Source organism: Acidovorax sp. GW821-FHT09A11 (assembly GCF_059418365.1).
This window is the reverse complement of record NZ_JBWKPS010000001.1, coordinates 616,371-637,031: the sequence shown is the minus strand read 5'-3', so window position 1 is coordinate 637,031 and position 20,661 is coordinate 616,371. Positions and strand designations below refer to the sequence as shown.

Here is a 20,661-nt window from a genome sequence, read left to right as displayed (position 1 = left end):
CGTGGCCGGTTGCGCGGCGGGCCCGGGCGGGGAGGTCAGTGCTGCGGGCGGGCGTCCACGGGTGTTTCCGTGTGCATCACGCAGCGCCACTCGCCGTCCTTGCGCGTCCAGACGGACGAATCCGTCATTTCCTGATTGATTTCTTCCGACCTTCCACGGGGCGTGAGGGCCTGCCGCGCGTGGTAGGTCAGGACGGCCGTGTTGTCGTCGGGGAACAGCACGTTCATGTTGCTCAGCTCGAAGGACTTGATCACCATCGGGCCCTGTTCCGCCATCCGCCGGTAGGTGGCGTGGTCAAACTGCATGGCGCCGTGGCTGCTGACCATCAGTGCCGGTTCATCGAGCATGGCGAGGGCGGTGTCCGTGTCCTCGTCGACCATCGATTGCCAGAATTTCCTTTCTAGCTGCATGAGCTCATTGCTTGCCGTGCGCATGTCGTGCTCCTAAGTGGTGGTGAAAGGGACCACACTGCGCGCCGGCCGGCCCGCCGGATGTCGGACGGGAAAGCAGGCGGCCGTCAGCACGTTCCTACCGGCGCCCGGCATGCCGTGGGGCGGGGCCCTGCGGGTATCACCCCCCTGGGCCTCTGGTTGCAGGTGGTAACCTAGTCTGGCAGCCGGGCGGCATGCCGCTGCGCGCAATGGGTGCAATTTCGGGGCTCCAGGAGGTTCAAGCTGTTCTTTCCACTGTTTTCCACAGAGAAAAAAGAAGAAGGAGAGGGCGCGGCGGGCGCCATGGACGCGGCGGACACCGCGCAGGACGCCAGCCCCGCGGTGTCGCCGGAGCGCAGCTTCAACACGAGGCTGTCGATCCATGTCGCGATCGCGATCCTCGCCACGGCGCTGCTCGCGCTGACGATCGTGGTGCCGACGTTCCACGAATTCGAGATGGCGCGGCAGGGGCTGCACGACATCCAGCATTTCCGGCGCGTTCTCGATATCGCCACCCTGGTCGCGGCGGAGCGGGGGCCCGCGAATGTCGTGATGTCCGAAGCGCCCGCGCCCGACAGCGCGGGAACCCGGCGCCTGGCACAGTTGCGGTCCCGGGTGGACGCCGCGCTGGCGGCGCTGGCGCAGCCGCAGCCGCCGCGCTGGGGCCTGCACCACCACCCCGTGCCGCCGGCGTTGCTGGAGGGTGTCACGCAGCAGCTGGCCCGGGCGCGGCGCCAGGTCGACGAGGCGGCGGCGGTGCCCCTGGCCTCGCTGCGTCCGGACGAGCTGGATGCGGCCATCCAGGGCATGTTCGAGGCGTCCGACAAAGTCCAGGCGATCATCGCTTGGCAGGCCAACGAGATCCTGCACCACGACGCGAGCCTGGCCTCTCCCGTCCTGATCGGCCAGATGCTCAATGACTTCCGGGACTATGGGGGACGGGCCGCCTCGCAGATCATGGCGCCCATCGCCCTGGGGCAGCGCCTGCCGCTCAAGAACATCATCGAGAGCCGGCAAACGCAGGGGCGACTGAGGGCGCTGTGGCAGGTGATCGGCGCCCACGGGGGGCTGCATGACAATGAAACGCTGGCAAGAACCCGCGAAGAGATCGAACGCGGCTACTTCGGCGATGGTTTTGCGCTGATCGACCGGCTGATCGCCGAAGGACGCCCGGGCGCCCGCTACACGATGTCGGCGACCGAGTTCACCGAGCGCTACGTGCCGACCATGCGGCCGATTGAAACCTACCGCAGCGTTTTCCTGGACGCGGCGGTCAAGCGGTCCGAGCACAACAGGGATGCGGCGCTGGCCACCCTGGCGGCGGTGGCGGTCGTGACGGGCGCCATCTTCGCGATCCTGGTGTGGCTGATTCTTTCGGTGCGGGCCCGCGTCTTCCGCCCGCTGCTCCATGCCCACGCGGCGGTCCTGCGGCTGGCCGAAGACCGGCCCGCCGTGCCCTACGGGCACCCCACGGCCGCGGGCGAGGTCACCGGCCTCTTTCGCGCCATCGAGGTGCTCCAGGGCAAGCTCAGGGAGCGGGCGTCCATGGCCAACGAGCTCAAGAGCCTGGCGGAGACGGACGGCCTGACCTCGCTGCTCAACCGCCGGGCGCTCGACGGGCACGCGCAGGCCCAGCGGGCCGGAAGGGGCGCGGGGGACCCGATGTGCCTCATCCTCCTGGACATCGACCACTTCAAGGCCGTCAACGACACCCACGGCCATCCCACCGGCGACCGCGTGCTCATCCAGGTCGCCAGGCTGCTGCGCACGGTTCTGCGCTCCAACGACATCGTGGCCCGTTTTGGCGGGGAGGAGTTCGCGGTGCTGGTTGCGGGGGACGACATGGCCGGGACCCTCGTGATCGCCGAGAAGCTGCGCCAGGCGCTCGAGCGGGAAACCTTCACCTCGGCGGAGGACACCGCGCTGCGCGTCACGGCCAGCTTTGGCGTGGCGTGCGGCTACCGGGGCGAGGCCGGATGGCCGCAGCTGGTGGAACGGGCGGATGCCGCGCTGTACCGCGCGAAGGCGGACGGCCGCAACTGCGTGCGCTCGGCGCCCATGGCGCCGGTGCCGCAAGACGGGCCGGTACCCGTGCCACTCCCGCCAGGGTAGCCCCGGGGCCGTTTCCCGCTACCCCTGGCGGGCCGCCGCGCGCGGCTCCAGCATCTCCAGGATCAGGCTCCACTCGGCAGGCTCCACCGGCGTGATCGACAGGCGGTTGCCCCGCTGCAGCACCCGCATCTCCCCCAGTTCGGGGCGCGCCCGCAGCTGCGCCAGGTTGACGAGCCGTGTCTTGCGCACCGCCTGCACGTCCAGCAGCAGCCAGCGCGGCTTGTCCGGCGGGGATTTGGGGTCGTGGTAGGGCGATTGCGGATCGAACTGGGTGGGGTCGGGCCGCACGGAAGACGCCACGCGGGCAATGCCCGCGATGCCCGGTTCCGGGCAGCTGGAGTGGTAGAACAGCACGCCATCGCCGATGTGCATCTCGTCGCGCATGAAATTGCGCGCCTGGTAGTTGCGCACCCCGGTCCAGGGCACGGTGGCGTCCGGGGCGGCCAGGGCGTCGTCGATGGAGCACTCGTCCGGCTCGGACTTCATGAGCCAGTAGCGGGGCGCGCGGTGGGATGCGGTGGGCGTGGTCATGGCGCCATTCTGGCAAAGGCCGATTCGCCCTGGTGCCCCGATGGGCTGCCGGGGCAAGGGTACTTTTGCTATCGAATATGTAGCTATCGACGCATATCCATGAAGCGCCAGGGCCCTGAAAGATTCAAAAAACGACAACTACCCCACATGCATTGCGCGTGCGCGCGGCGGGTCGCAGAATCAGGCCTGCCCCCGTCCGGGCGCCGCGCGGCCCCCGTCCAGGCCGTGCCAGCGCACGGGAGGCGCAAATTTTTCCAGCACACAAGAACACAGGGAGGAGGACGTGACGCCGTGGCCGGCCGCGCCTTGCCCGCCACGCTGCCGGTGGCGGGCAGGGCCCCGGCCACCATGCGCCACGTCATCAGCACACCGATGGCCACCAGCAACACCCAGAGAAAGAAGCACCGCGAGGCCCAGGCGCGCAAGGGCGGGGGCAAGTCCGGCACCTGGGCGATGGCGCTGTTCGCGCTGCCCTTTGCCGCCGTGGGCGTGGGCATGCTGCTTTTCGGCGTGCTGCCCACGCTGTACGACTGGGGTCGCATGCAGGGCTGGCAGCCGGTGCCGGCCACGCTGGTGTCGGCGCGTCTGGAGACCTCGCGTGGCAGCAAGTCCACCACCTACAGCGTGTCGGCCAGCTACCGCTACCAGGTGGGGGGCCGGGACTATCAAGGCCAGCGCGTGGCGATTGGGTCCGGCGCGGACAACATCGGCGACTTCCAGGAGCAGCTGGGGGAACGCCTGGAGGCCGCCCAGCGCGAGGGCCAGCCGGTGCAGGCCTGGGTGAACCCGTCGAACCCCCACGAGGCCGTGCTGGACCGCAGCCTGCGCCCGGGCATGCAGCTGTTCAAGATGCTGTTCGTGGTGCTGTTCGGCGGCGTGGGCCTGGGCATGCTCCATGGCGCATGGCGCGGCCTCCGCGCCGGGCGCGGCGCGCAGGCGCTGGAGGCATCGGCCCAGCCCTGGATGGGGCGGCCGGCCTGGGCGGGCAACAGCATCCGGTCGAACAAGCGCTATGAGGTGTGGGTCGCATGGACATTTGCCCTGGTCTGCAATGCGATCGCATGGCCGTCCGCGATCGCCCACCGGGACGAGGCGCTGGACGGCCCCCAGTACCTGCTGGTGGCCGTGTTCGGGGCCCTGCTGCTGGCGGCTGTCGCGACGCTGGTGTGGGCCGTGCGGGCCACGCTGGATGCCTGGCGCTTTGGCGATGTACGGCTGGTGCTGGACCCGTTTCCAGGCGCCATCGGCGGCGATTTTGGCGCCACGCTCGCGCTGCCCGTGGCGCACCGGCCCGGGCAGCAGCACTTCGCGGTCACGCTCAGCTGCGTGCGGCACTACCGCAGCCGCACTGGCGGCAAGAGCGAGTCGCGCGAAACCACGGTATGGCAGAGCCAGGGCGTGGCCCAGGTCGAGCCCCGGGGCGATGGCATCCAGCTGGGTTTGCGCCTGCGGGTGCCGGCGGGCCTGCCCGCCACGGAGCCGGTGGACAGCGAACACCACGCATGGCGGCTGCAGGTGGAATCGGCCGATCCCGGGCTCAGGTTCCTGCGTGTGTTCGACGTGCCGGTGTACGCCACCGGTGCGACTTCCCACGGGGCGCGCGCGGACGCGGCGCAGCATCCGCAGCTGCGGGAAATGCGCCACGCCGAGGTGGCCGCGGTGAGCGAGCTGGAGCGCATTCCCGGTGGGGTGCGGCTGTACCTGCCGTATGGGCGCGCCTGGAAGCAGACCATCGTCTGGATGCTCGCCGGGGCGGTGTTCGTGGGCATTGCCGCGCTGGCGGGCGGCCAGGATGTGCCGGTGCTCTTCCTCATCGCCTTCGGCGGCCTGGGCGGGGCGGCGGTGGTGGGCGGCTTCTACGCGGTGGCCAACAGCCTCAGCGTGGAGCTGGACGGCCGGGGCATCCGCACCGAGCGGCGGCTCCTGGGGCTCATGCTGGTCCACCACCAGGCGCCCGCCACGGACATCGCCCGGCTGCGGGTGGCCGAAAGCTATTCCACCCAGACGGGGGCGCGGCAGGAGACCTTCTACCGCATCGAGGTGGAGCTGCGCAACGGCAAGCGGCTCACCGTGGCCGACAGCCTGCGCGGGCGCGCGGCGGCCGACCACCTGCTGGCCTCCATCGCGTCGCAGACGGGGTACCCGCGCTAGGCAGCGCCGCCTGCTGAAGAGACCGGCCCAGGTTCCTGGCGCGCCCGGCGAAAGGTGAGGTTGATGCGCTGCGCGCCCGTCAGCGCATGCGCGGCCTCGGCCAGCGGCAGCACGCCATGGAACCGCAGGCGCGCCGGGCCGCCCCACACGACCACGTCGCCATGCAGCAGCCCCACGCGGCGGGCCTTGTCCGTGCGCTGCGCGCCACCCCACAGGAAGACCGCCGGGATGCCCAGGCTGACGGACACGATGGGGTGGTCGTAGTTGCCCTCGTCGCGGTCCTGGTGGAGTGACAGCCGCGTGCCCGGGCTGTAGCGGTTGATGAGGCAGGCGTCGGGCGCGAAGCCGGGGTAGCCCGCCGCCCCGGCGGCCTCGCGGGCCAGCGCATGGAAAACCTCCGGCATGGGCGGCCACCGTTCGCCCGTCAGCGGGTCCGTGGGACCGTAGCGGTAGCCGCTGCGGTCGCTGATCCACCCCAGCGGCCCGCAGTTCGTCATGGCCACCGACATGCGCTTGCCGCCGGGCGTGACCAGGTGCCTGAACGGTGCGCGGGCCGCCACCGCCTCGACGGCCTGCAGCAGCTGCGCCGCCTGCGCCAGGGCAAAGCCGCGCAGCACCACGGCGCCTGACTCCAGCCATTCGGGCCCCTGGGGCGTGGCGGGCAGTTCATCAAAAAGACCGAGGTTCATGGATTCATGGTTCTAGCGTGATGGCCCGACCCGGTGCAACGGGCGCGATCCGGGCGAGCGCGCCCGTGGAACTGGCTCCGCCAGGCCACCGGGCGCGGCCCCTCCCGCGCAGCGAGAGAGGGGTGAAGGCCCCGAAGGCGCCTCAGCGGGAGCATCGCTATGCAGCATCGTGAAAGATGATGCCCGCCGTGTGCCGCTGCCCCGAGCGCACGCGGCTCACGCCGTGGCGCATGTGGACGCGGTAGACGCCGCGCGTGCCCTGCACGGGGCGATGGTGCACGGCGAAGGCCACGGCATCGCCCTGGCACAGGGGGACGACCTCGGCGCGCGACTGCATGCGCGGGCGCTGCTCGGTCAGCACGAACTCGCCACCGGTGAAGTCGCGGCCGGGCTCCGACAGCAGGATGGCCACCTGCAGCGGGAACACGTGCTCGCCGTACAGGTCCTGGTGCAGGCAGTTGTAGTCGCCGCTCGCGTACTGCAGCAGCAGCGGCGTGGGGCGCAACTGGCCCGCCGCGTGGCAGCGCGCGATGAAGTCGGCATGGCGCGGCGGGTAGCGCGCATCGATGCCCATGGCGGCGTTCCAGTGGTTGGCGATGGGGCATAGATGGGGGTACAGCGCATCGCGCAGCCCGGCCACCACGTCCGGCAGCGGGTAGCTGAAGTACTGGTACTCGCCCAGGCCAAAACCATGGCGCTGCATCACCACGCGGCTGCGGAACAGGGGCGGGCCGGCGTGGCGGTACAGCCCCGCGAGCGCTGTGCATTCGTGCTCGCCCAGCAGCCGAGGCAGTACCGCATGCCCCTGCGTGTGCAGGTCGTCGGTGGCCTGGGCCCAGTCGAGGGCCGCCACGCGGGCAGGCCAGGGGTGCGTGTCCTGGGGCAGGGCACTCATGCGGCCTTCTCCCGCGCGTGTGCTGGTTCGGCGGCGCCGGCTTCGCGGTCCAGCAGCGCCCGCTTGCGCTCCACGCCCCAGCGGTAGCCCGAGAGCGCGCCGTCGCTGCGCACCACCCGGTGGCACGGTATGGCCACCGCCAGCGTGTTGGCGCCACAGGCCTGCGCCACGGCGCGGGTGGCGGTGGGCGCGCCGATGCGCCGGGCGATGTCGGCATAGCTGGCGGTCTGCCCCGGGGGAATGGCACGCAGCGCCTGCCACACGCGCTGCTGGAAGGCCGTGCCCCGCACGTCCAGCGGCAAGTTCAGGCCCAGGCCGGGCGCTTCGACAAAGGCCACGACCTGGGCCACGAGCGATTCGAATTGCGCATCGCCGCCCACCAGCTGGGCCTGGGCAAAACGGTCCTGCAGGTCGTGCACCAGGGCTTCGGGGTCGTCGCCCAGCAGGATGGCGCACAGGCCCTGGCCGCTGTGCGCCACCAGGATCGCGCCCAGCGAGCACTGCCCCACCGCAAAGCGGATGCGCTGCGCCGCGCCGCCCGCGCGGTAGCGCGTGGGGGTCATGCCCAGCACCTGGGCGGATTTCTCATAGAACCGGCTGCTCGACTGGTAGCCCGCGCCGTAGATGGCGTCTGTCACGGAGGCCGTGGGTTGTTGCTCGAGGGCACTGCGCACACGCTGCTCCCGCCGGGCGGCGGCGTAAGCCTTGGGCGTGAGGCCGGTGGCCTGCTTGAAGACGCGGTGCAGGTGCGAACTGCTCAGCCCCACGCGGGCCGCCAGCGCATCGAGCGTGGTGGCTTCTTCGGCTTCGATGATGCGGCAGGCCTGCGTGACCAGCTCGGCATGGTGTGCCAGCGCCGAGGGCTGCCGGGGCTTGCAGCGCTGGCAGGGGCGAAATCCGGCTGCTTCAGCCTCGTCGCAGCTGGCATGGAACCGCACGTTCTCGGGCCGGGGCGTGCGCGCCGCGCAACTGGGGCGGCAGTACACGCCCGTGGTCTGCACCGAGTACCAGAAGCTGCCATCCGCCGCCGCGCTGCGCGCCACCACCGCCGCCCAGCGCGGGTCGGCCTGGGTGGCGGCAGCGGCCTGTGCGGCCTTGGCGGAGGGGGTTGCGCGGTGGGGCATGGTGGCAACGCGGGTGGAATGCAGGGGCGGGGCTTTCGCGTGGAGGTGGGCGGAGTTCGGATTCATGGCGGATGGCTCACAAGGTGGGTTGCGATGCCATGCACTCTAGGGACGGGGTGGGCGGGGCGCACTCCGTTGCTTGCTTTTGAATTCTGCATTTTCGGGGCAGGCAGGCACAGGGCCCGGACTGCTTTCAATTTGATAGCTGCTGGCGCTTGCTGGACAAGCGCTGACAGCCAAAAAACCTTCAAGCCTCGGGCGGCTGCAGCGGCCGGGGGCGCCGTTTGCCCGTGCCGCCCCAGCGCAGCGCGTCCTCGCCCGGAATGCCCAGCGGGTTGTTGGCTGGTTCGGAAAGGGGCGCCAGCAGGGCGTGCAGGTCGGCCTCGCTGAATTTGACCGCGCCTTCGGCGTCGTGGCCCAGCACGCCCTGGGCCAGCGCGGCCTTGCGGGCCTGCAGTTCCAGCATGCGTTCTTCGATGCTGCCTTCCACCACCAGCTTGTAGACAAACACCGGCTGGTCCTGCCCGATGCGGTGGGCGCGGGCGGTGGCCTGCTCTTCCACGGCGGGGTTCCACCAGGGGTCGAGGTGGATCACGGTGTCGGCGGCGGTGAGGTTCAGGCCGAGGCCCCCGGCCTTGAGGCTGACGAGCAGGATGGGGGCGCTGGTTGCGTCCCGTGCCTGGAACCGCCGCACCACCGCGCCGCGCTGGCGGGGCGGTGTCTGGCCCGTGAGGGTGAGGTAGGGCAGGGCCAGGGTGTCGAGCAGCTCGGCCGCCAGCGCGAGCATTTCGGTGAATTGGGAGAACACCAGCACGCGGCGCCTTTCGTCGACCAGGGCGGGCAGCATGTCGGCCAGCAGTTCGAGCTTGGCGCGTTCCATCGTCTGCGCCGTTTTTGTGGTGCCTTTGACCAATCTGGGGTCGCAGCAGACCTGGCGCAGCTTGAGCAGGGCGTCGAGGATGGTGATCTGCGCGCCGTCGAAGCTCTGGCGCTCGAGCGCGCGGCGCACCTGCTTGTCGGCCGTGGTGCGCACGGCCTCGTACAGCTCGCGCTGCCTGCCTTGCAACTGCACGCGCTGGATGACCTCGGTGCGTGGCGGCAGCTCAGTGGCCACGTCCTGCTTGCGGCGGCGCAGGATGAACGGGCGCACGCGCTGCGACAGGAGCTGGGCGCGCAGGGTTTCGCCGTTTTCCTCGATGGGCTTGCGCCAGCGGGCGTTGAAGCTGCGCACATCGCCCAGAAAGCCGGGCATCAGGAAGTCGAATTGGGCCCACAGCTCGCCCAGGTGGTTTTCGAGCGGAGTGCCCGTCAGGCACAGCAGGTACGGGGCCTGCAGCTGGCGCAAGGCGCGGGCGCTGCGGCTGCCGGCGTTTTTCACCATCTGCGCTTCGTCCAGGATCAGCAGGTGGAATGGCTGTGCGGCCAGCGCCTCCACATCCCGCCAGAGCAGCGGGTAGGTGGTCAGCACCAGGTCGTGGTCGGCCATCTGCAGATAGCGCTGGCCTCGGCTGGCGCCATGCAGCGCCAGCACGCGCAGGCCGGGTGCCATGCGCGCGGCCTCGGCCTGCCAGTTGAAGAGCAGCGAGGTGGGCAGCACCACCAGGGCGGGGCGGGTGAGGCGCCCGGCCTCCTTCTCGGCCAGCACGTGGGCCAGCGCCTGCGCGGTCTTGCCCAGGCCCATGTCGTCGGCCAGGATGCCGCCCAGGCCCTGGGCGCGCAGGTACTGCAGCCAGGCCAGGCCTTCCAGTTGATAGGGGCGCAGTTGCACCTGCAGGCCTTGCGGTGCAGCCACCGCTTGCGGGGGGCCGATGGTGCGCAACCGCTTGGCGAGCAGGGCCAGGCCCACGTCGCCCTGCAGCTGCCAGTCGTTGTTCCAGCCATTGACCGTGCCCACGCGGTGGGCCAGCACCAGCCCGGCGCGCAGGGCCTCGATGCGGCGGGCCTCCCACGCACCCAGGTGCAGCGGGTCGCCGTCCTTGCGCTGGTTGCGGGTCGGGTCGGTCAGCAGGTCGACCATGGCCCCCACGATGGCCTTGAGCGGGCCGGCGGGCGCGTCGATGCGTTTGCCGCCCGGGGCGCGCAGCGAAATGATGGCAATGTCGTCAATGGAGGCCATCTGCCGGGCATTGAGCCAGCGCGCGTCGCGGCGCAGCAGGTCGGCCAGCATGGGGGCCAGGTCCAGCGTTTCGCCGTCGATCTCGATGCCCAGGCTGAGCAGCCAGGCGCCTTCGCGCTCGGGCAGCTGCAGTTTTTGCACGGGGCGCTCGCGCGGGGCCAGCGGGCCGTCCACTTCCTTGCCCAGCAGTTCGCCGGTGTCAGGGGCGATGTGCAGCTTCCAGCGCAACACGGGCACGCTCTCGTGCGCGAAGCCCGGTTGCACCACCACGCTCCAGCCTCTGGCGCGGAGTTGGGGGATCTGCTCGGCCCAGAAGTCGCCAAAGAAGGCCTCCTGCGCCAGCGTCCACAGCGGGCCCAGGCTGGCGGCGGCATCGCGGTTGCGCCATTGCAGCGATCGTGCGTCCACGGGCAACAGGCCCAGATCCCACACGAGGTCCATGGCGTCCGACTCGGCCGCCACGTCGCGCTGCATGCGCACCACGGGGCCGCCGGTGTCGTACAGATCCTGCAGCGGGGCGGGGCGCGAGTTGAGGATGGAGGTGGGGGCGGGCGCCTGCCAGGCGATGGCACCCGGCGGCGTGTCGTCGGTGCGGTAGGTCCAGTCGATCTGGGCCAGCGTCACGCTGTCGCCGCGCGGCCCCATCTTGCCCTGGGGCTTGAGGCCCAGCAGGCCGTCGCCCCGGCCCAGCGTCATCAGCGTGATGCGCGGGCGGAAGTGCCCGGTGGCGATGCCGGGCGGTGGCGCGGTGCGCCCGGCGGGCGGCGTGGCGGTCTCCGTGCCGGTCTCGTCGCCCCGCATCAGCGCCATCACGCGCGCGGCCTCGGCGTCCGTCAGCGGGGGCAGGGCCTTCAGTGCCGCTGCATCGGCCTGGCGGCGCAGGGCGGCCACCCAGGCGGCGATCACCGCCTGGCGGTCGGATCGCGGCGGCGCGGGCGGCTCGGCGGGAGAAGGGAGGTCACCGGGGTGTGTCACTGGCCGGTGATTGTGCCGTGCCCATGGGCTGGGCCTGGCGGGATGCGGCGCTATTTGGCGCCTTGTGCCGCCGCCTGCGGTGTGGTGGTCGCCCGGGGCCGGCTGCCCTGCAGGTGCATGGCGGCCGCGGCGAGCAGGATGGCGACAGCTCCCAGCCACTGGGCCGGCTGCAGGCGGTGGCCAAACGCGGCGAAGTCCACGCCAATCGCCACCACCGGATAGATGAAGGACAGCGCGCCCTGCAGGTAGGTGGGCAGCTTCTGCACGGCGCCGTACAGCAGGATGTACATGAGGCCCGTGTGCACCACGCCCACCGTGACCAGCAGCAGCCAGGTGCGGGCATCCTGCGGTGGCGTGCCCAGGTTGGCAAACGGCGCCAGCAGGAGCACGCCCACGCAGACCTGGACCAGGGCGATGAGGTGGGGCGGCGTGCCGGTGAGCCGCTTGGCGACCACCGAGGCCACCGCCCAGAAGAAGGCGGCCCCCAGTGCCATGACGATGCCCAGCGCGTAGTGCGTGCCGCCCTGGCTCGCGCCGGGCCGGGCCTGCACGATGAGCAGCATGCCGCCGAATGCCAGGGCCAGCCAGCCGAGCTTGGCCGGGGTGACGCGCTCGCCAAAGAGCAGGGCGCCAAACACCACCAGCATGAAGGGCTGGGTGTTGTAGACCGCCGTGGCGATCGAAATGGAAGCGTGCGAATACGCGCCAAACAGCAGCAGCCAGTTGGTGACGATGGCCACGCCACCCAGGGCCGCCCACGCTGCCGTGCGCCAGGTCAGTACACCCCGCAGCAGGCCCATGGCGGCGCACACGGCCGCCAGCGTGGCCGCGCCGAACACGCAGCGCCAGAACACCACGTTCAGTGCCGGCAGGCCGGATTCCACGACAAACCAGCCGATCGTGCCGGAGATCGCCATGGCGGTGCCCATCTCCAGCGTGCCTTGGGTTTTCTTGTCCATGGGTGTCATTCCATCCGTGAGTTGATGGAATGACTATAGGAAAACGGGCCCGTGCGTGGAATGGATGAAAAAAGGCATCTGCTCAATAAATCCTCATAATCTGAGGCAACCATTGATTCTGAGGAGCTGCTTGCCATGGATTCCATCGACCAGGCCATCATGACCGTGCTGCACCAGGACTCCCGGACTTCGCTCAAGGTGCTGGGCGAACGCGTGGGGCTGTCGTCACCCAGCGTGTCCGAGCGGCTGCGGCGGCTGGAAGAGCGCGGGGTGGTCCGCGCGTTCACGGTGGACATCGAACCGCGCGCGCTGGGCTATCAGCTGCAGGCCATCGTGCGCATCAAGCCGCTGCCGGGCCAGCTGGCGGCGGTGGAGAAGTTGATCCAGGAGACGCCGGAGTTCTGCGAGTGCGACAAGGTCACCGGCGACGACTGCTTTGTCGCCCGGGTGTATGTGCGTTCCATCGAGCAGCTCGACGGCGTGCTGGACCGCATTGCCGACAAGGCGCAGACGAGCACGGCCATCGTGAAGGCGCAGACCATCCGGCGGCGGCCACCGCCATGGTCGCCGGGCGTCTGAGATTTTGAGAGCGGGGGAGGCCCTTTCTATCCGCCCAGCACCCGCGCAAACAGCTCGTTGCGAAAGTGGATGCCCAGGCGCGCGAAGGCGCGGTTGCGGTAGGTCTTGACGGTGGGCACGCTCAGGCCCAGGTCGCTGGCGATGCCCTCGTGCGTCATGCCCTGCAGCAGCCGGGCACACACGTCCAGTTCGCGGTCGGTCAGCTCGGCCTGCAGGCGCACCAGGCGCATGCGCAGCACCGGCAGCCCATCGGCGGCCAGCGGGGCGAGTGCGGCGCCGGCTGGCAGGAGTGCGGGGGCGCCCGATGTATTCACGGTCAACGTTGCCGGGCCTGGGCGGCTGTCCTCTGTTCGCCAGGCAGCCGTGGCTGTGGGTGGAAACGGGTGCGACAGAACAATGTGTTTGCGCGTGAGGGCCAGCAGCACGGGCGCCACGGACTCGAACGCGCCGATCTGCCGGTCGCTGAACGCCCGCTGGTGCTGGTGGCGGTAGAAGTTGACGGCGAACACCGAGCCATCGCTTTCGTATTCGACCACCGACACGCGCTCGGCCACGCCGTGGGCCTCATACACCCGGGCACGGTGTTCGCCCTCCACCTCGGTGGCCGTGACGTGGCACAGCCGCGTCTCGGGCTGGGCAAACGGTGCTTCATCAAAAGCCCGGCCCCAGGTGCTATCGCTGCGGTAGGGGCCCGAGAGGTACGCCCACCAGCAATCCTGCGTGGTGTCGGGCACGCCCCGGCTGGCCGACATGAACAGCGTGGGCTTGCAGCGGTGGCCCGTGCGGTACACCGACCACGAGGCCGCAGGCAGCACGGGCTCCAGGTCCTGCAGAAGCCCTTTGGCAAAGCCGTTGCCGCCCAGGCGGTGGACCATGCTCGCCAGGGTCTCGCTGGCGGGGTTTTGCAGCACCTGCCGGCCGGGTGCTTTCTGCAGGGAAGGGGGGAGCCACTGCCGCATGGGAAAAGTCGGAAATTGGAGTGTTCGTTGCCGAAAGCGTGGAGTGTGCGCTGAAAACGCCCCCGATTCCGTCGCCGAAAGCCCGGGTTATCCCGTCATCCTCTGGGATGACAGGCTTGGGTGGCAACGGGACTTACGCTAGGTCCCATGCCTGACCTCATCCCCTTGCCCGACCCGCAATTCAGATTTTTTGCCGACCTGCGCGTGGAGGTCGGCACCCCCCAGGAGGTGGGCCACACCGTGCACGGGCTGCGCCGGCTGATTCCCATCCTGGGCGGCAGCGCCTCTGGCGACGGCTGGCGCGCACGGGTGCTGCCCGGCGGTGCGGACTTCCAGCTCATCGTGAACGACCGGCTGTCGGAGCTGGACGCCCGCTACGTGCTCGAAACCGATGGTGGCGATCTCATCTACGTACAAAACCGGGCCGTGCGCTCCGGCCCGGCCGAGCTGATCGCCCGCCTGGTGCGCGGCGAGGCGGTGGACCCGGCGCAAGTCTATTTCCGCTGCAGCCCGAGCTTCGAGACCGCGTCCCCGGCGCTGGCCTGGATCGCCGAGCGCATGTTCGTCGGCACCGGCGCGCGCTACCCGGATGCGGTGGCCATGCGCTTTTTTGAGCTGCGCTAGCGCCCGGCACACCGGGCAATTTCTGAATTTTTGAATCTTCCCAACGTACAAGAACCCTGGAGACATCCATGAAGACCACCGCCAAGCCCACCTCTTTCATCGCCACGCCACGCCGCGCCCTTCTGGCCGCCGCCATGCTCGCAGGGCTGATGCCCTGGGCCGGCGCCCAGGCGCAGGGGGCAGCCACGTACCCCAGCAAGCCCGTGCGCATCATCGTGGGCTTTCCGGCGGGCACGGGGCCGGACATCGTGGCGCGCCTGCTGGCGCAAAAGCTGTCCGAAGGCTGGGGCAACGCGGGCGTGATCGTGGACAACAAGCCCGGCGCGGGCGGGCTGATCGCGGCGGGCGAAGCGGCGCGTGCCGCGCCCGACGGCTACACGCTGATGCTGGGTGAAACGGGCCAGCTCAGCATTGCGCCCAGCAGCTACAACAAGCTGCCCTACGACCCGGCCAAGGACTTCACGGCCGTGAGCCAGGTGGTCACCTCCGACTTCGTGCTGCTGGTCAATCCACAGAAGGTGCCGGCGCGCAACGTGAAGGAGTTCGTGGACTGGACCAAGCAGCAAAAGGGCCTGTTCCTGGCCACCTTCGGCGCGGGCACGCCCGGCCACTTTGGCGCCTTCATGTTCGGCGATGCGGTCAAGCTCAAGCCCGAGCCGGTGCACTACAAGAACACGGCCGATGCGCTGGGCGGGCTGTTCAGCGGCGACGTGCAGGGGGTGTTCGCCAGCGTGGGCCTGGCCGCCCCCAACGTGAAGGCCGGCAAGCTGGCCGCGCTGGGCACCACCGGCGCCACCCGCACCAACACGCTGCCGGACGTGCCCACCATCAAGGAGCAGGGCTACGCCAACCTGGAGTTCTCCTCGTGGTTCGGCATCGTGGCACCCGCCAAGACGCCGCCGGAGATCATCGCCAGGCTCAATGCCGACATCGTCAAGGCCGTGCAGTCGCCCGAGGGCCGGGCCAAGATGGAGGAGGCGGGTTTCCGCGTGACGGGCACGAGCCAGCAGGACTTTGCCCGCACCATCGCCGCCGACACGGTCACCTGGGGCAAGGCCGTGGCCGCCACGGGCTTCAAGGCGGATTGATGGGCTGACAGCGCGGCAGAGCGGTTGACGCCGCTCAGGCCCCACCCAGGCCACCTCCAGCACTCCTGCACCTGCGCACGCGGGCGGCCGGCGCCACTGCGCACCCGCGCCCTGTCAGCGCTGCGCCCTGCATCCCCGGCGCCACACAGCACAAACACCCCACCCACCACCTCAGGAGACATACGCCATGCCTTTTGCCCATGCCTCGCGGGCGCTGCCACCCGCCTCCACGGCCGCGCGCCCATCCCGGCTGCGCCGCCAGGTCGTCCCCGCCGCGCTTGCCATGCCCTTGTTGATGGCGGCCTGCGGCGGCGGCAATGGCGATGCCTCGGCCCAGCCCGCCACCCCGGCGGCGGCCTGCGCTGCGCTGCCCAGCCAGGCGGGCCTCGCGGCCACCACGCTCACGGCGAGCTACGTGGCGGCGGACACCAGGCGGCCGGGCGGCGCCAGCACCGGCGCCTTCCTGCCCGGCCACTGCGTGGTCACGGGCAGCATCAACCCCCGCGTGGGCGTCGATGGGAAGAACTACGCCATCGGCTTCCAGCTGAGCCTGCCGGACCAATGGAACGGGCGTTTCCTGTTCATCGGTGGCGGCGGCAATGACGGCATCCTGCGCGACACCTCCCTCAGCTCCAGCATCTCGGGCGGCACGCCGTCGCCGCTGGGGCAGGGCTTCGCGGTGGTCTCCACCGACGCGGGGCACAGCGGCACCTCGGCCAGCTTCGGGGCGGACCCGCAAGCGCGCATCGACCATGCCTACAACTCCTACGACAAGACGGCCGTGGCCGCCAAGTCGCTGATCTCGACCCTGTATGGCCGCAGGCCCGACCATTCGTACTTCTCGGGCTGCTCGGGCGGCGGGCGCCAGGGCATGATGTTCTCGCAGCGGTTCCCGGACTACTTCGACGCCATCACCGCCGGCGCGCCCGCCATGCGCGTGTCGAGCGGCGCCACGGTGGCGGCGATGTGGAACACCATTCAGTTCAACGCCATCGCCCCGCAGGACGCGGCGGGCAAGCGCATCCTGTCGCAGGCCTTCAGCAATGCCGACCTCCAGCTGGTGGCCAACGGCGTGAAGGCGTCGTGCGATGCCGCCGATGGCGTGGCCGACGGCATGGTGAACAACGTCAAGGCCTGCCAGTTCGACCCCGCCGTGCTCCAGTGCCGCGGCGGCAAGCAGGCCGACTGCCTGAGCAGCGCCCAGGTCGGGGCGCTCAAGAGCGTGTTCGCGGGCCCGCGCAACTCGGCCGGCCAGGCGCTGTATGCGGGCCAGCCGTGGGACCCGGGCCTGGCCGCCCCGGGCTGGCGCAGCTGGACGCTGGGCAGCTCCACCACCGCCACGCCGGATGCGCGCTACATCACGCTGATGGTGGACGCTCTGGTCAACGAATTCCTCACCCCGCCGGACCTCACGTTCAACCCGCTGACGTTCAACTTCGACACCGACCCCGCGCGCATGGAGGCCTACTCGGCCATCTACGACACGTACCGCGACGACAAGCTCGCCGCGTTCAAGCAGCGCGGCGGCAAGATGCTGTTCATCCATGGCATGTCCGACCCGATCTTCTCGGCGCTTGACACCCTGGACTACTACGAGCGCCTGGCGTCCCACCACGGAGGTATCGCGGCCACGCAGGGTTTCGCGCGCACGTTCCTGGTGCCCGGCATGAACCACTGCTCGGGCGGCCCGGCCACGGACAATTTCGATTCGATCCAGGCCATGGTGGACTGGGTGGAGAAGGGCGTGGCACCCGAGACCCTTGCCGCCAAGGCACTGCCTGCCAGTACCGACATGCCCAATCGCACACGGCCCTTGTGTGCCTACCCGAAGTTCGCCAAATACAAGGGCTCGGGCAGCGTGGAGGATGCCAGCAGCTTCGTCTGCGCGGCGGAGTAAGCGAGGTCAGGCCACGCTAGGTGCGGGCGGGGGCGGGCAGCTGCAGGCCGACCTCCCGCACCACGCGCACGCAGTCGCGCAGGTGCTGCTCGCCCAGGTAGCGCAGCGTGGCATAGCCGATACCCGCAGCCACCGCCTGGCCCGCCAGCGGCACGTACTTCGCCGCCTGCTTGGCGGTCAGGCGCACGCCCACGGTCTGAGTGGCCCGGATGACCAGCTCGCGCGTCACCAGCTTGCCGATCAGCACGGAGCCCACGAGGGCCACGGCCTTCTGCACCTGCTCGCGCTTGTGCGGATCGAGCTGGTCGATCTGCTGCGCGGACAGGCCGAACTCGGCGTTGATCTGCGGAAGCAGGCGGGACAGCAGCGCCGCGTCCACGGCCCAGTCGAGCCCTGGCACGGGCAGGGAACTGGCGGCCGCCGCGACCAATGCGCGCCGATGCAGCAATTTGCGGCTGCGCTGCACGGCAGCGGTGAGGGCCGCGTTGCCGGCCGCCATTTGCAAGGAAGTGGGCATGGGCGGGTTGTACCTGATGCGGTGGTGGTTGGCAAAGGGCAACGCCCGTGGCCGCGCAAGGAGATTCTTCAGCGGCCGTTTCAGGTTTTTCCCTTGACGAGGGTGAACGCGGCCAGAAGCAGCATGGCCCCCACGACCGACGCGATCCAGCCAGCGGCTTCCCCTTGTGCATACCAGCCCATCGCCAAACCCAGATAGGTGGCGAGAAACGAGCCCGCCACCCCCAGCAGCGCGGTCAATATCCATCCGAGTTTGTCCTCCCCGGGTTTCAGGGCACGGGCCAGAAGCCCGACCATCAAACCCACCAGCAATGTTCCTAGCAATGTTCCCATGATGTTTCCCCTGCATGCTGCGACGCGATCTGCCCACTCTAAGGAGCGCGCGCGCCGCCAGCTTGTCGGACAACGCGCACTGTGCGCGTCCCATTGCGGGGCGCGCGTTCCCGACACGGGTGAGGGTGGAAAGCGAGGTCCGGCGTCATGAAGGGGTCGGCTGTGGGTCCCGTCCGACACCACGGCGCGGCGGGTACTTGCCGCCTGCGGGACCGGCGGCGCCGTACAGTGAAGCGTCTCCACTGAAAGGAAGACCGATGACAACAAATTTCAAGACCCGTTCCTTCCCCCTGGTGTTTGTGGCGGTGCTCGCGCTGGGGGCGGCATTGGCGGGGCCCACGACCGCCGCGGCCCAAAGTGGCGACGAGGCCTCGCTGTCCCGCGGCGCGGTACCGGACACCACGCCCCAGCAGCGCTACCAGACCGCCATCCGCGAAGCCGGCGGTGGGTTGAAGGTGAGCCTGGAGGAATGCCGGGCCATGCCCTCGGCGGACCGCCGCAGCTGCGAATCCCAGGCACGCGCCACGTACCAGGCAGACATGGCCAAGGCCAAGGCCATGCTGCGCGACCCGTCGATAGGCCCGGTGAATGTGGTGGGGGGACCGATCCGCAGCACCGAGACGGTGTACGAGATCAAACGCTAGCCGCAGGCAGGGCGCCTGCGAGGGGACATCCTGGCCGGGCGAGCGGCGTGGTTGCTATTTGGCTTGCGCGAGGTCGTCGCTGCCCGAGCCCGCGACGCGGCGGGCGCCGTTGAAGCGGCGTGCCCAGTAAGCCACGCCCATGTCTTCCACGCGGATTTCGGCGCCGCTGCGGGGAGCGTGGATGAACTTGTTGTCCCCCACGTAGATGCCCACATGGCTGAAGTTGCGGCGCATGGTGTTGAAGAACACCAGATCCCCGGGCTGAAGTTCCTTCTTGTCAATGACCTGGGTGGCGGCAGCCTGCTGGTCGGCCCGGCGGGGTAGCAGCAGGCCCACGGTCTGCTCGTACATGGCCCGCACGAAGCCGCTGCAGTCGAAGCCGGTTTCCGCGCTGTTTCCGCCCCGCTTGTACGGTACGCCCAGGAATCCCATGGCGTTCACCACGAGCCCGGACGCGCGGTCCGCCACCGTATGGGCCTTGTCGGCCACCCGGTGGCTCACGTCCTCCAGCCGCGTGAGCAGGCCTTTGTCGGTGATGAACCGGTCCATATCGTCGGGGTTTGCCGCTTGCGGCGCAGCCTGGGCAGAGGTTGCGCAGACCAGGAGGAGGGTGCAAAGCCATCGGGACATGGGGGCGAAGGGTACCACGGTATGCTTACTTATCAAAAATAATCACCTGTGCAAGCTGTTGATTTCGTTCAAGTAAATCCCGAGCAGGGATTTGCCGGAGGGAATCCTCGGCTGCGCCGCCGTGGAGGGCCGCCATGTCAGGCCTGGCCGGGCGGTGGCTCTGGGGGTATGGTGTTCAACTTTTTCAGGAGCGCCACGAGATGGAATGGACACGGAAAATGCCCCTTTCGCGGGCCGCGCGGGCCTGCCTGGCGGCGCTTTGGGCCGTGGCGGGCGCCCACCATGGCGGTGTTTCCGCCCAGGGCACGCCGCCGGGCGTGTCCGTGGCAACCGTGGCACGGGGGCTGGAACACCCCTGGGCCGTGGCCTTCCTGCCCGAAGGGCAGTTTCTCGTCACCGAGCGGCGGGGCCGGATGCGGGTGGTCAGCGCGGGCGGGCAGGTGGGGCCCGCGCTGGCGGGCGTGCCGGCCGTCGCCGCGGGCGGGCAGGGCGGCTTGCTGGACGTGGTGACCGATGCCGACTTCGCCCGCAACCGCCGTATCTTCTTCTGCTTTTCGGAGCCCGCCCCGGGTGGCGCGTCCGGCAACAGCACGGCGCTGGCACGGGCCACGCTGTCCGCGGATGCGCGCAGCCTGCAGGAGGTCAAGGTCCTCTTCAGCCAGCAGCCCAAGGTGGCCAGCGCCCAGCATTTCGGCTGCCGCATCGTGCAGGCGGCGGACGGCAACCTGTTCCTGGCGCTGGGCGAGCGCTACCAGCGCAAGGACGATGCGCAAAGGCTCGACAACCACCACGGCAAGATCGTGCGCATCACCCCGGACGGTGCGGTGCCGGCCGACAACCCGTTTCGCCAGCGCGCGGGCGCCTTGCCGGAGATCTGGAGCTACGGCCACCGCAATCCCCAGGGCGCCACCCTGGGCCCTGACGGCCAGCTGTGGATGCACGAGCACGGCCCCCAGGGGGGCGATGAGATCAACCTGCCCCGGCCCGGCCGCAACTACGGCTGGCCCGTGATCACCTACGGCGAGAACTACGGGGGCGGCAGGATGGGTGAAGGCACGGCCAAGGCGGGCATGGAGCAGCCGCTGCACTACTGGGTGCCGTCGATTGCGCCCTCGGGCATGGCGTTCCTCACCAGCGCGCGCTACGGCGCGGCGTGGCAGGGCAGCCTGTTCGTGGGGTCTCTCAAGTTCGGCACCCTGCACCGGCTGGAAGTCGCCCCGGGCAAGGTCTTGCGCGAGGAAAAGCTGCTGCAGGGCCAGGGCGAGCGCATCCGCGACGTGCGCCAGGGGCCAGACGGCCTGATCTACCTGCTGACCGACAGCCCGCAGGGCCAGCTGCTGCGCCTGCAGCCCTCCTGATCGGCGGGCGCGCCGGCGGGGCTGCGACAATGCCCCACTTCCAGAGAATC

Annotated in this window: 19 protein-coding genes; 8 read left to right on the top strand and 11 right to left on the bottom strand. The window is 69.9% G+C overall.

The window, feature by feature from the left end; all coding sequences use genetic code 11:
• Positions 1 to 35: 35 nt before the first annotated feature.
• Complete coding sequence (locus AC07PV_RS02900) at positions 36 to 434, bottom strand: nuclear transport factor 2 family protein (RefSeq protein ID WP_494629326.1); 399 nt, start codon at positions 432 to 434, stop codon at positions 36 to 38.
• Between the two features lie 300 nt (positions 435 to 734).
• On the opposite strand from AC07PV_RS02900, the gene AC07PV_RS02895 reads away from it, so the two are divergent.
• Positions 735 to 2,543 carry a GGDEF domain-containing protein gene (locus AC07PV_RS02895; protein ID WP_494629324.1) on the top strand — a complete coding sequence of 603 codons (1,809 nt, stop codon included), beginning with the start codon at positions 735 to 737 and terminating at the stop codon, positions 2,541 to 2,543.
• Between the two features lie 18 nt (positions 2,544 to 2,561).
• Here AC07PV_RS02895 and AC07PV_RS02890 read toward each other — a convergent pair whose 3' ends face one another.
• Complete coding sequence (locus AC07PV_RS02890; RefSeq protein WP_218338623.1) at positions 2,562 to 3,074, bottom strand: EVE domain-containing protein; 513 nt, start codon at positions 3,072 to 3,074, stop codon at positions 2,562 to 2,564.
• Positions 3,075 to 3,365: 291 nt separating this feature from the next.
• Between AC07PV_RS02890 and AC07PV_RS02885 the strand changes: the two genes are divergently transcribed.
• Positions 3,366 to 5,225: a DUF3592 domain-containing protein gene (locus tag AC07PV_RS02885; protein WP_494629322.1), complete on the top strand. Its 1,860-nt coding sequence runs from the start codon at positions 3,366 to 3,368 to the stop codon at positions 5,223 to 5,225.
• On the opposite strand, the gene alkB is transcribed toward AC07PV_RS02885, so the two are convergent.
• The 5 genes from alkB to AC07PV_RS02860 form a co-directional block, all read right to left on the bottom strand.
• Positions 5,222 to 5,914, bottom strand: coding sequence for a DNA oxidative demethylase AlkB (gene alkB, locus AC07PV_RS02880; protein ID WP_494629321.1), 693 nt, complete (start codon positions 5,912 to 5,914; stop codon positions 5,222 to 5,224). The genes AC07PV_RS02885 and alkB overlap by 4 nt on opposite strands.
• Positions 5,915 to 6,071: 157 nt before the next feature.
• Positions 6,072 to 6,809: a 2OG-Fe(II) oxygenase gene (locus AC07PV_RS02875; RefSeq protein WP_218338621.1), complete on the bottom strand. Its 738-nt coding sequence runs from the start codon at positions 6,807 to 6,809 to the stop codon at positions 6,072 to 6,074.
• A complete protein-coding gene (ada, locus tag AC07PV_RS02870) occupies positions 6,806 to 7,933 on the bottom strand; it encodes a bifunctional DNA-binding transcriptional regulator/O6-methylguanine-DNA methyltransferase Ada (RefSeq protein ID WP_494629320.1) in 1,128 nt (375 codons plus the stop codon). The genes AC07PV_RS02875 and ada overlap by 4 nt, the downstream gene beginning before the upstream one ends.
• A gap of 247 nt (positions 7,934 to 8,180) precedes the next feature.
• Positions 8,181 to 11,024: a DEAD/DEAH box helicase gene (locus tag AC07PV_RS02865; RefSeq protein ID WP_494629318.1), complete on the bottom strand. Its 2,844-nt coding sequence runs from the start codon at positions 11,022 to 11,024 to the stop codon at positions 8,181 to 8,183.
• A 50-nt stretch (positions 11,025 to 11,074) separates the two neighbouring features.
• Positions 11,075 to 11,983, bottom strand: coding sequence for a DMT family transporter (locus AC07PV_RS02860; protein WP_494629317.1), 909 nt, complete (start codon positions 11,981 to 11,983; stop codon positions 11,075 to 11,077).
• A gap of 135 nt (positions 11,984 to 12,118) precedes the next feature.
• Here AC07PV_RS02860 and AC07PV_RS02855 point away from each other — a divergent pair, with 135 nt between their 5' ends.
• On the top strand, positions 12,119 to 12,562 hold the full coding sequence (locus AC07PV_RS02855; protein WP_492805235.1) for an Lrp/AsnC family transcriptional regulator: 444 nt from the start codon (positions 12,119 to 12,121) through the stop codon (positions 12,560 to 12,562).
• Between the two features lie 26 nt (positions 12,563 to 12,588).
• Here the strand turns inward: AC07PV_RS02855 and AC07PV_RS02850 are convergent, their stop codons facing one another.
• On the bottom strand, positions 12,589 to 13,521 hold the full coding sequence (locus AC07PV_RS02850) for a helix-turn-helix transcriptional regulator (RefSeq protein ID WP_492805233.1): 933 nt from the start codon (positions 13,519 to 13,521) through the stop codon (positions 12,589 to 12,591).
• Between the two features lie 147 nt (positions 13,522 to 13,668).
• On the opposite strand from AC07PV_RS02850, the gene AC07PV_RS02845 reads away from it, so the two are divergent.
• From AC07PV_RS02845 to AC07PV_RS02835, 3 genes are all read left to right on the top strand, one after another.
• Entirely contained in the window at positions 13,669 to 14,145 is a 477-nt protein-coding gene (locus tag AC07PV_RS02845) for a DUF3237 domain-containing protein (RefSeq protein ID WP_218295066.1), read from the top strand.
• Positions 14,146 to 14,213: 68 nt separating this feature from the next.
• Positions 14,214 to 15,233 (top strand): Bug family tripartite tricarboxylate transporter substrate binding protein, encoded by a 1,020-nt coding sequence (locus AC07PV_RS02840; RefSeq protein WP_494629315.1) that lies wholly within the window; start codon positions 14,214 to 14,216, stop codon positions 15,231 to 15,233.
• A 187-nt stretch (positions 15,234 to 15,420) separates the two neighbouring features.
• Positions 15,421 to 17,130 (top strand): tannase/feruloyl esterase family alpha/beta hydrolase, encoded by a 1,710-nt coding sequence (locus tag AC07PV_RS02835; RefSeq protein ID WP_492253190.1) that lies wholly within the window; start codon positions 15,421 to 15,423, stop codon positions 17,128 to 17,130.
• 16 nt (positions 17,131 to 17,146) lie between these two features.
• Here AC07PV_RS02835 and AC07PV_RS02830 read toward each other — a convergent pair whose 3' ends face one another.
• A complete protein-coding gene (locus tag AC07PV_RS02830; RefSeq protein WP_218295063.1) occupies positions 17,147 to 17,647 on the bottom strand; it encodes a hypothetical protein in 501 nt (166 codons plus the stop codon).
• Between the two features lie 80 nt (positions 17,648 to 17,727).
• Positions 17,728 to 17,979, bottom strand: coding sequence for a GlsB/YeaQ/YmgE family stress response membrane protein (locus tag AC07PV_RS02825; RefSeq protein ID WP_218295062.1), 252 nt, complete (start codon positions 17,977 to 17,979; stop codon positions 17,728 to 17,730).
• A gap of 257 nt (positions 17,980 to 18,236) precedes the next feature.
• On the opposite strand from AC07PV_RS02825, the gene AC07PV_RS02820 reads away from it, so the two are divergent.
• Entirely contained in the window at positions 18,237 to 18,623 is a 387-nt protein-coding gene (locus AC07PV_RS02820; protein ID WP_218295061.1) for a hypothetical protein, read from the top strand.
• Positions 18,624 to 18,677: 54 nt separating this feature from the next.
• On the opposite strand, the gene AC07PV_RS02815 is transcribed toward AC07PV_RS02820, so the two are convergent.
• Positions 18,678 to 19,253, bottom strand: coding sequence for a C40 family peptidase (locus tag AC07PV_RS02815; protein ID WP_218295060.1), 576 nt, complete (start codon positions 19,251 to 19,253; stop codon positions 18,678 to 18,680).
• 218 nt (positions 19,254 to 19,471) lie between these two features.
• Between AC07PV_RS02815 and AC07PV_RS02810 the strand changes: the two genes are divergently transcribed.
• On the top strand, positions 19,472 to 20,611 hold the full coding sequence (locus tag AC07PV_RS02810; protein ID WP_218295059.1) for a PQQ-dependent sugar dehydrogenase: 1,140 nt from the start codon (positions 19,472 to 19,474) through the stop codon (positions 20,609 to 20,611).
• Positions 20,612 to 20,661 lie beyond the last annotated feature (50 nt).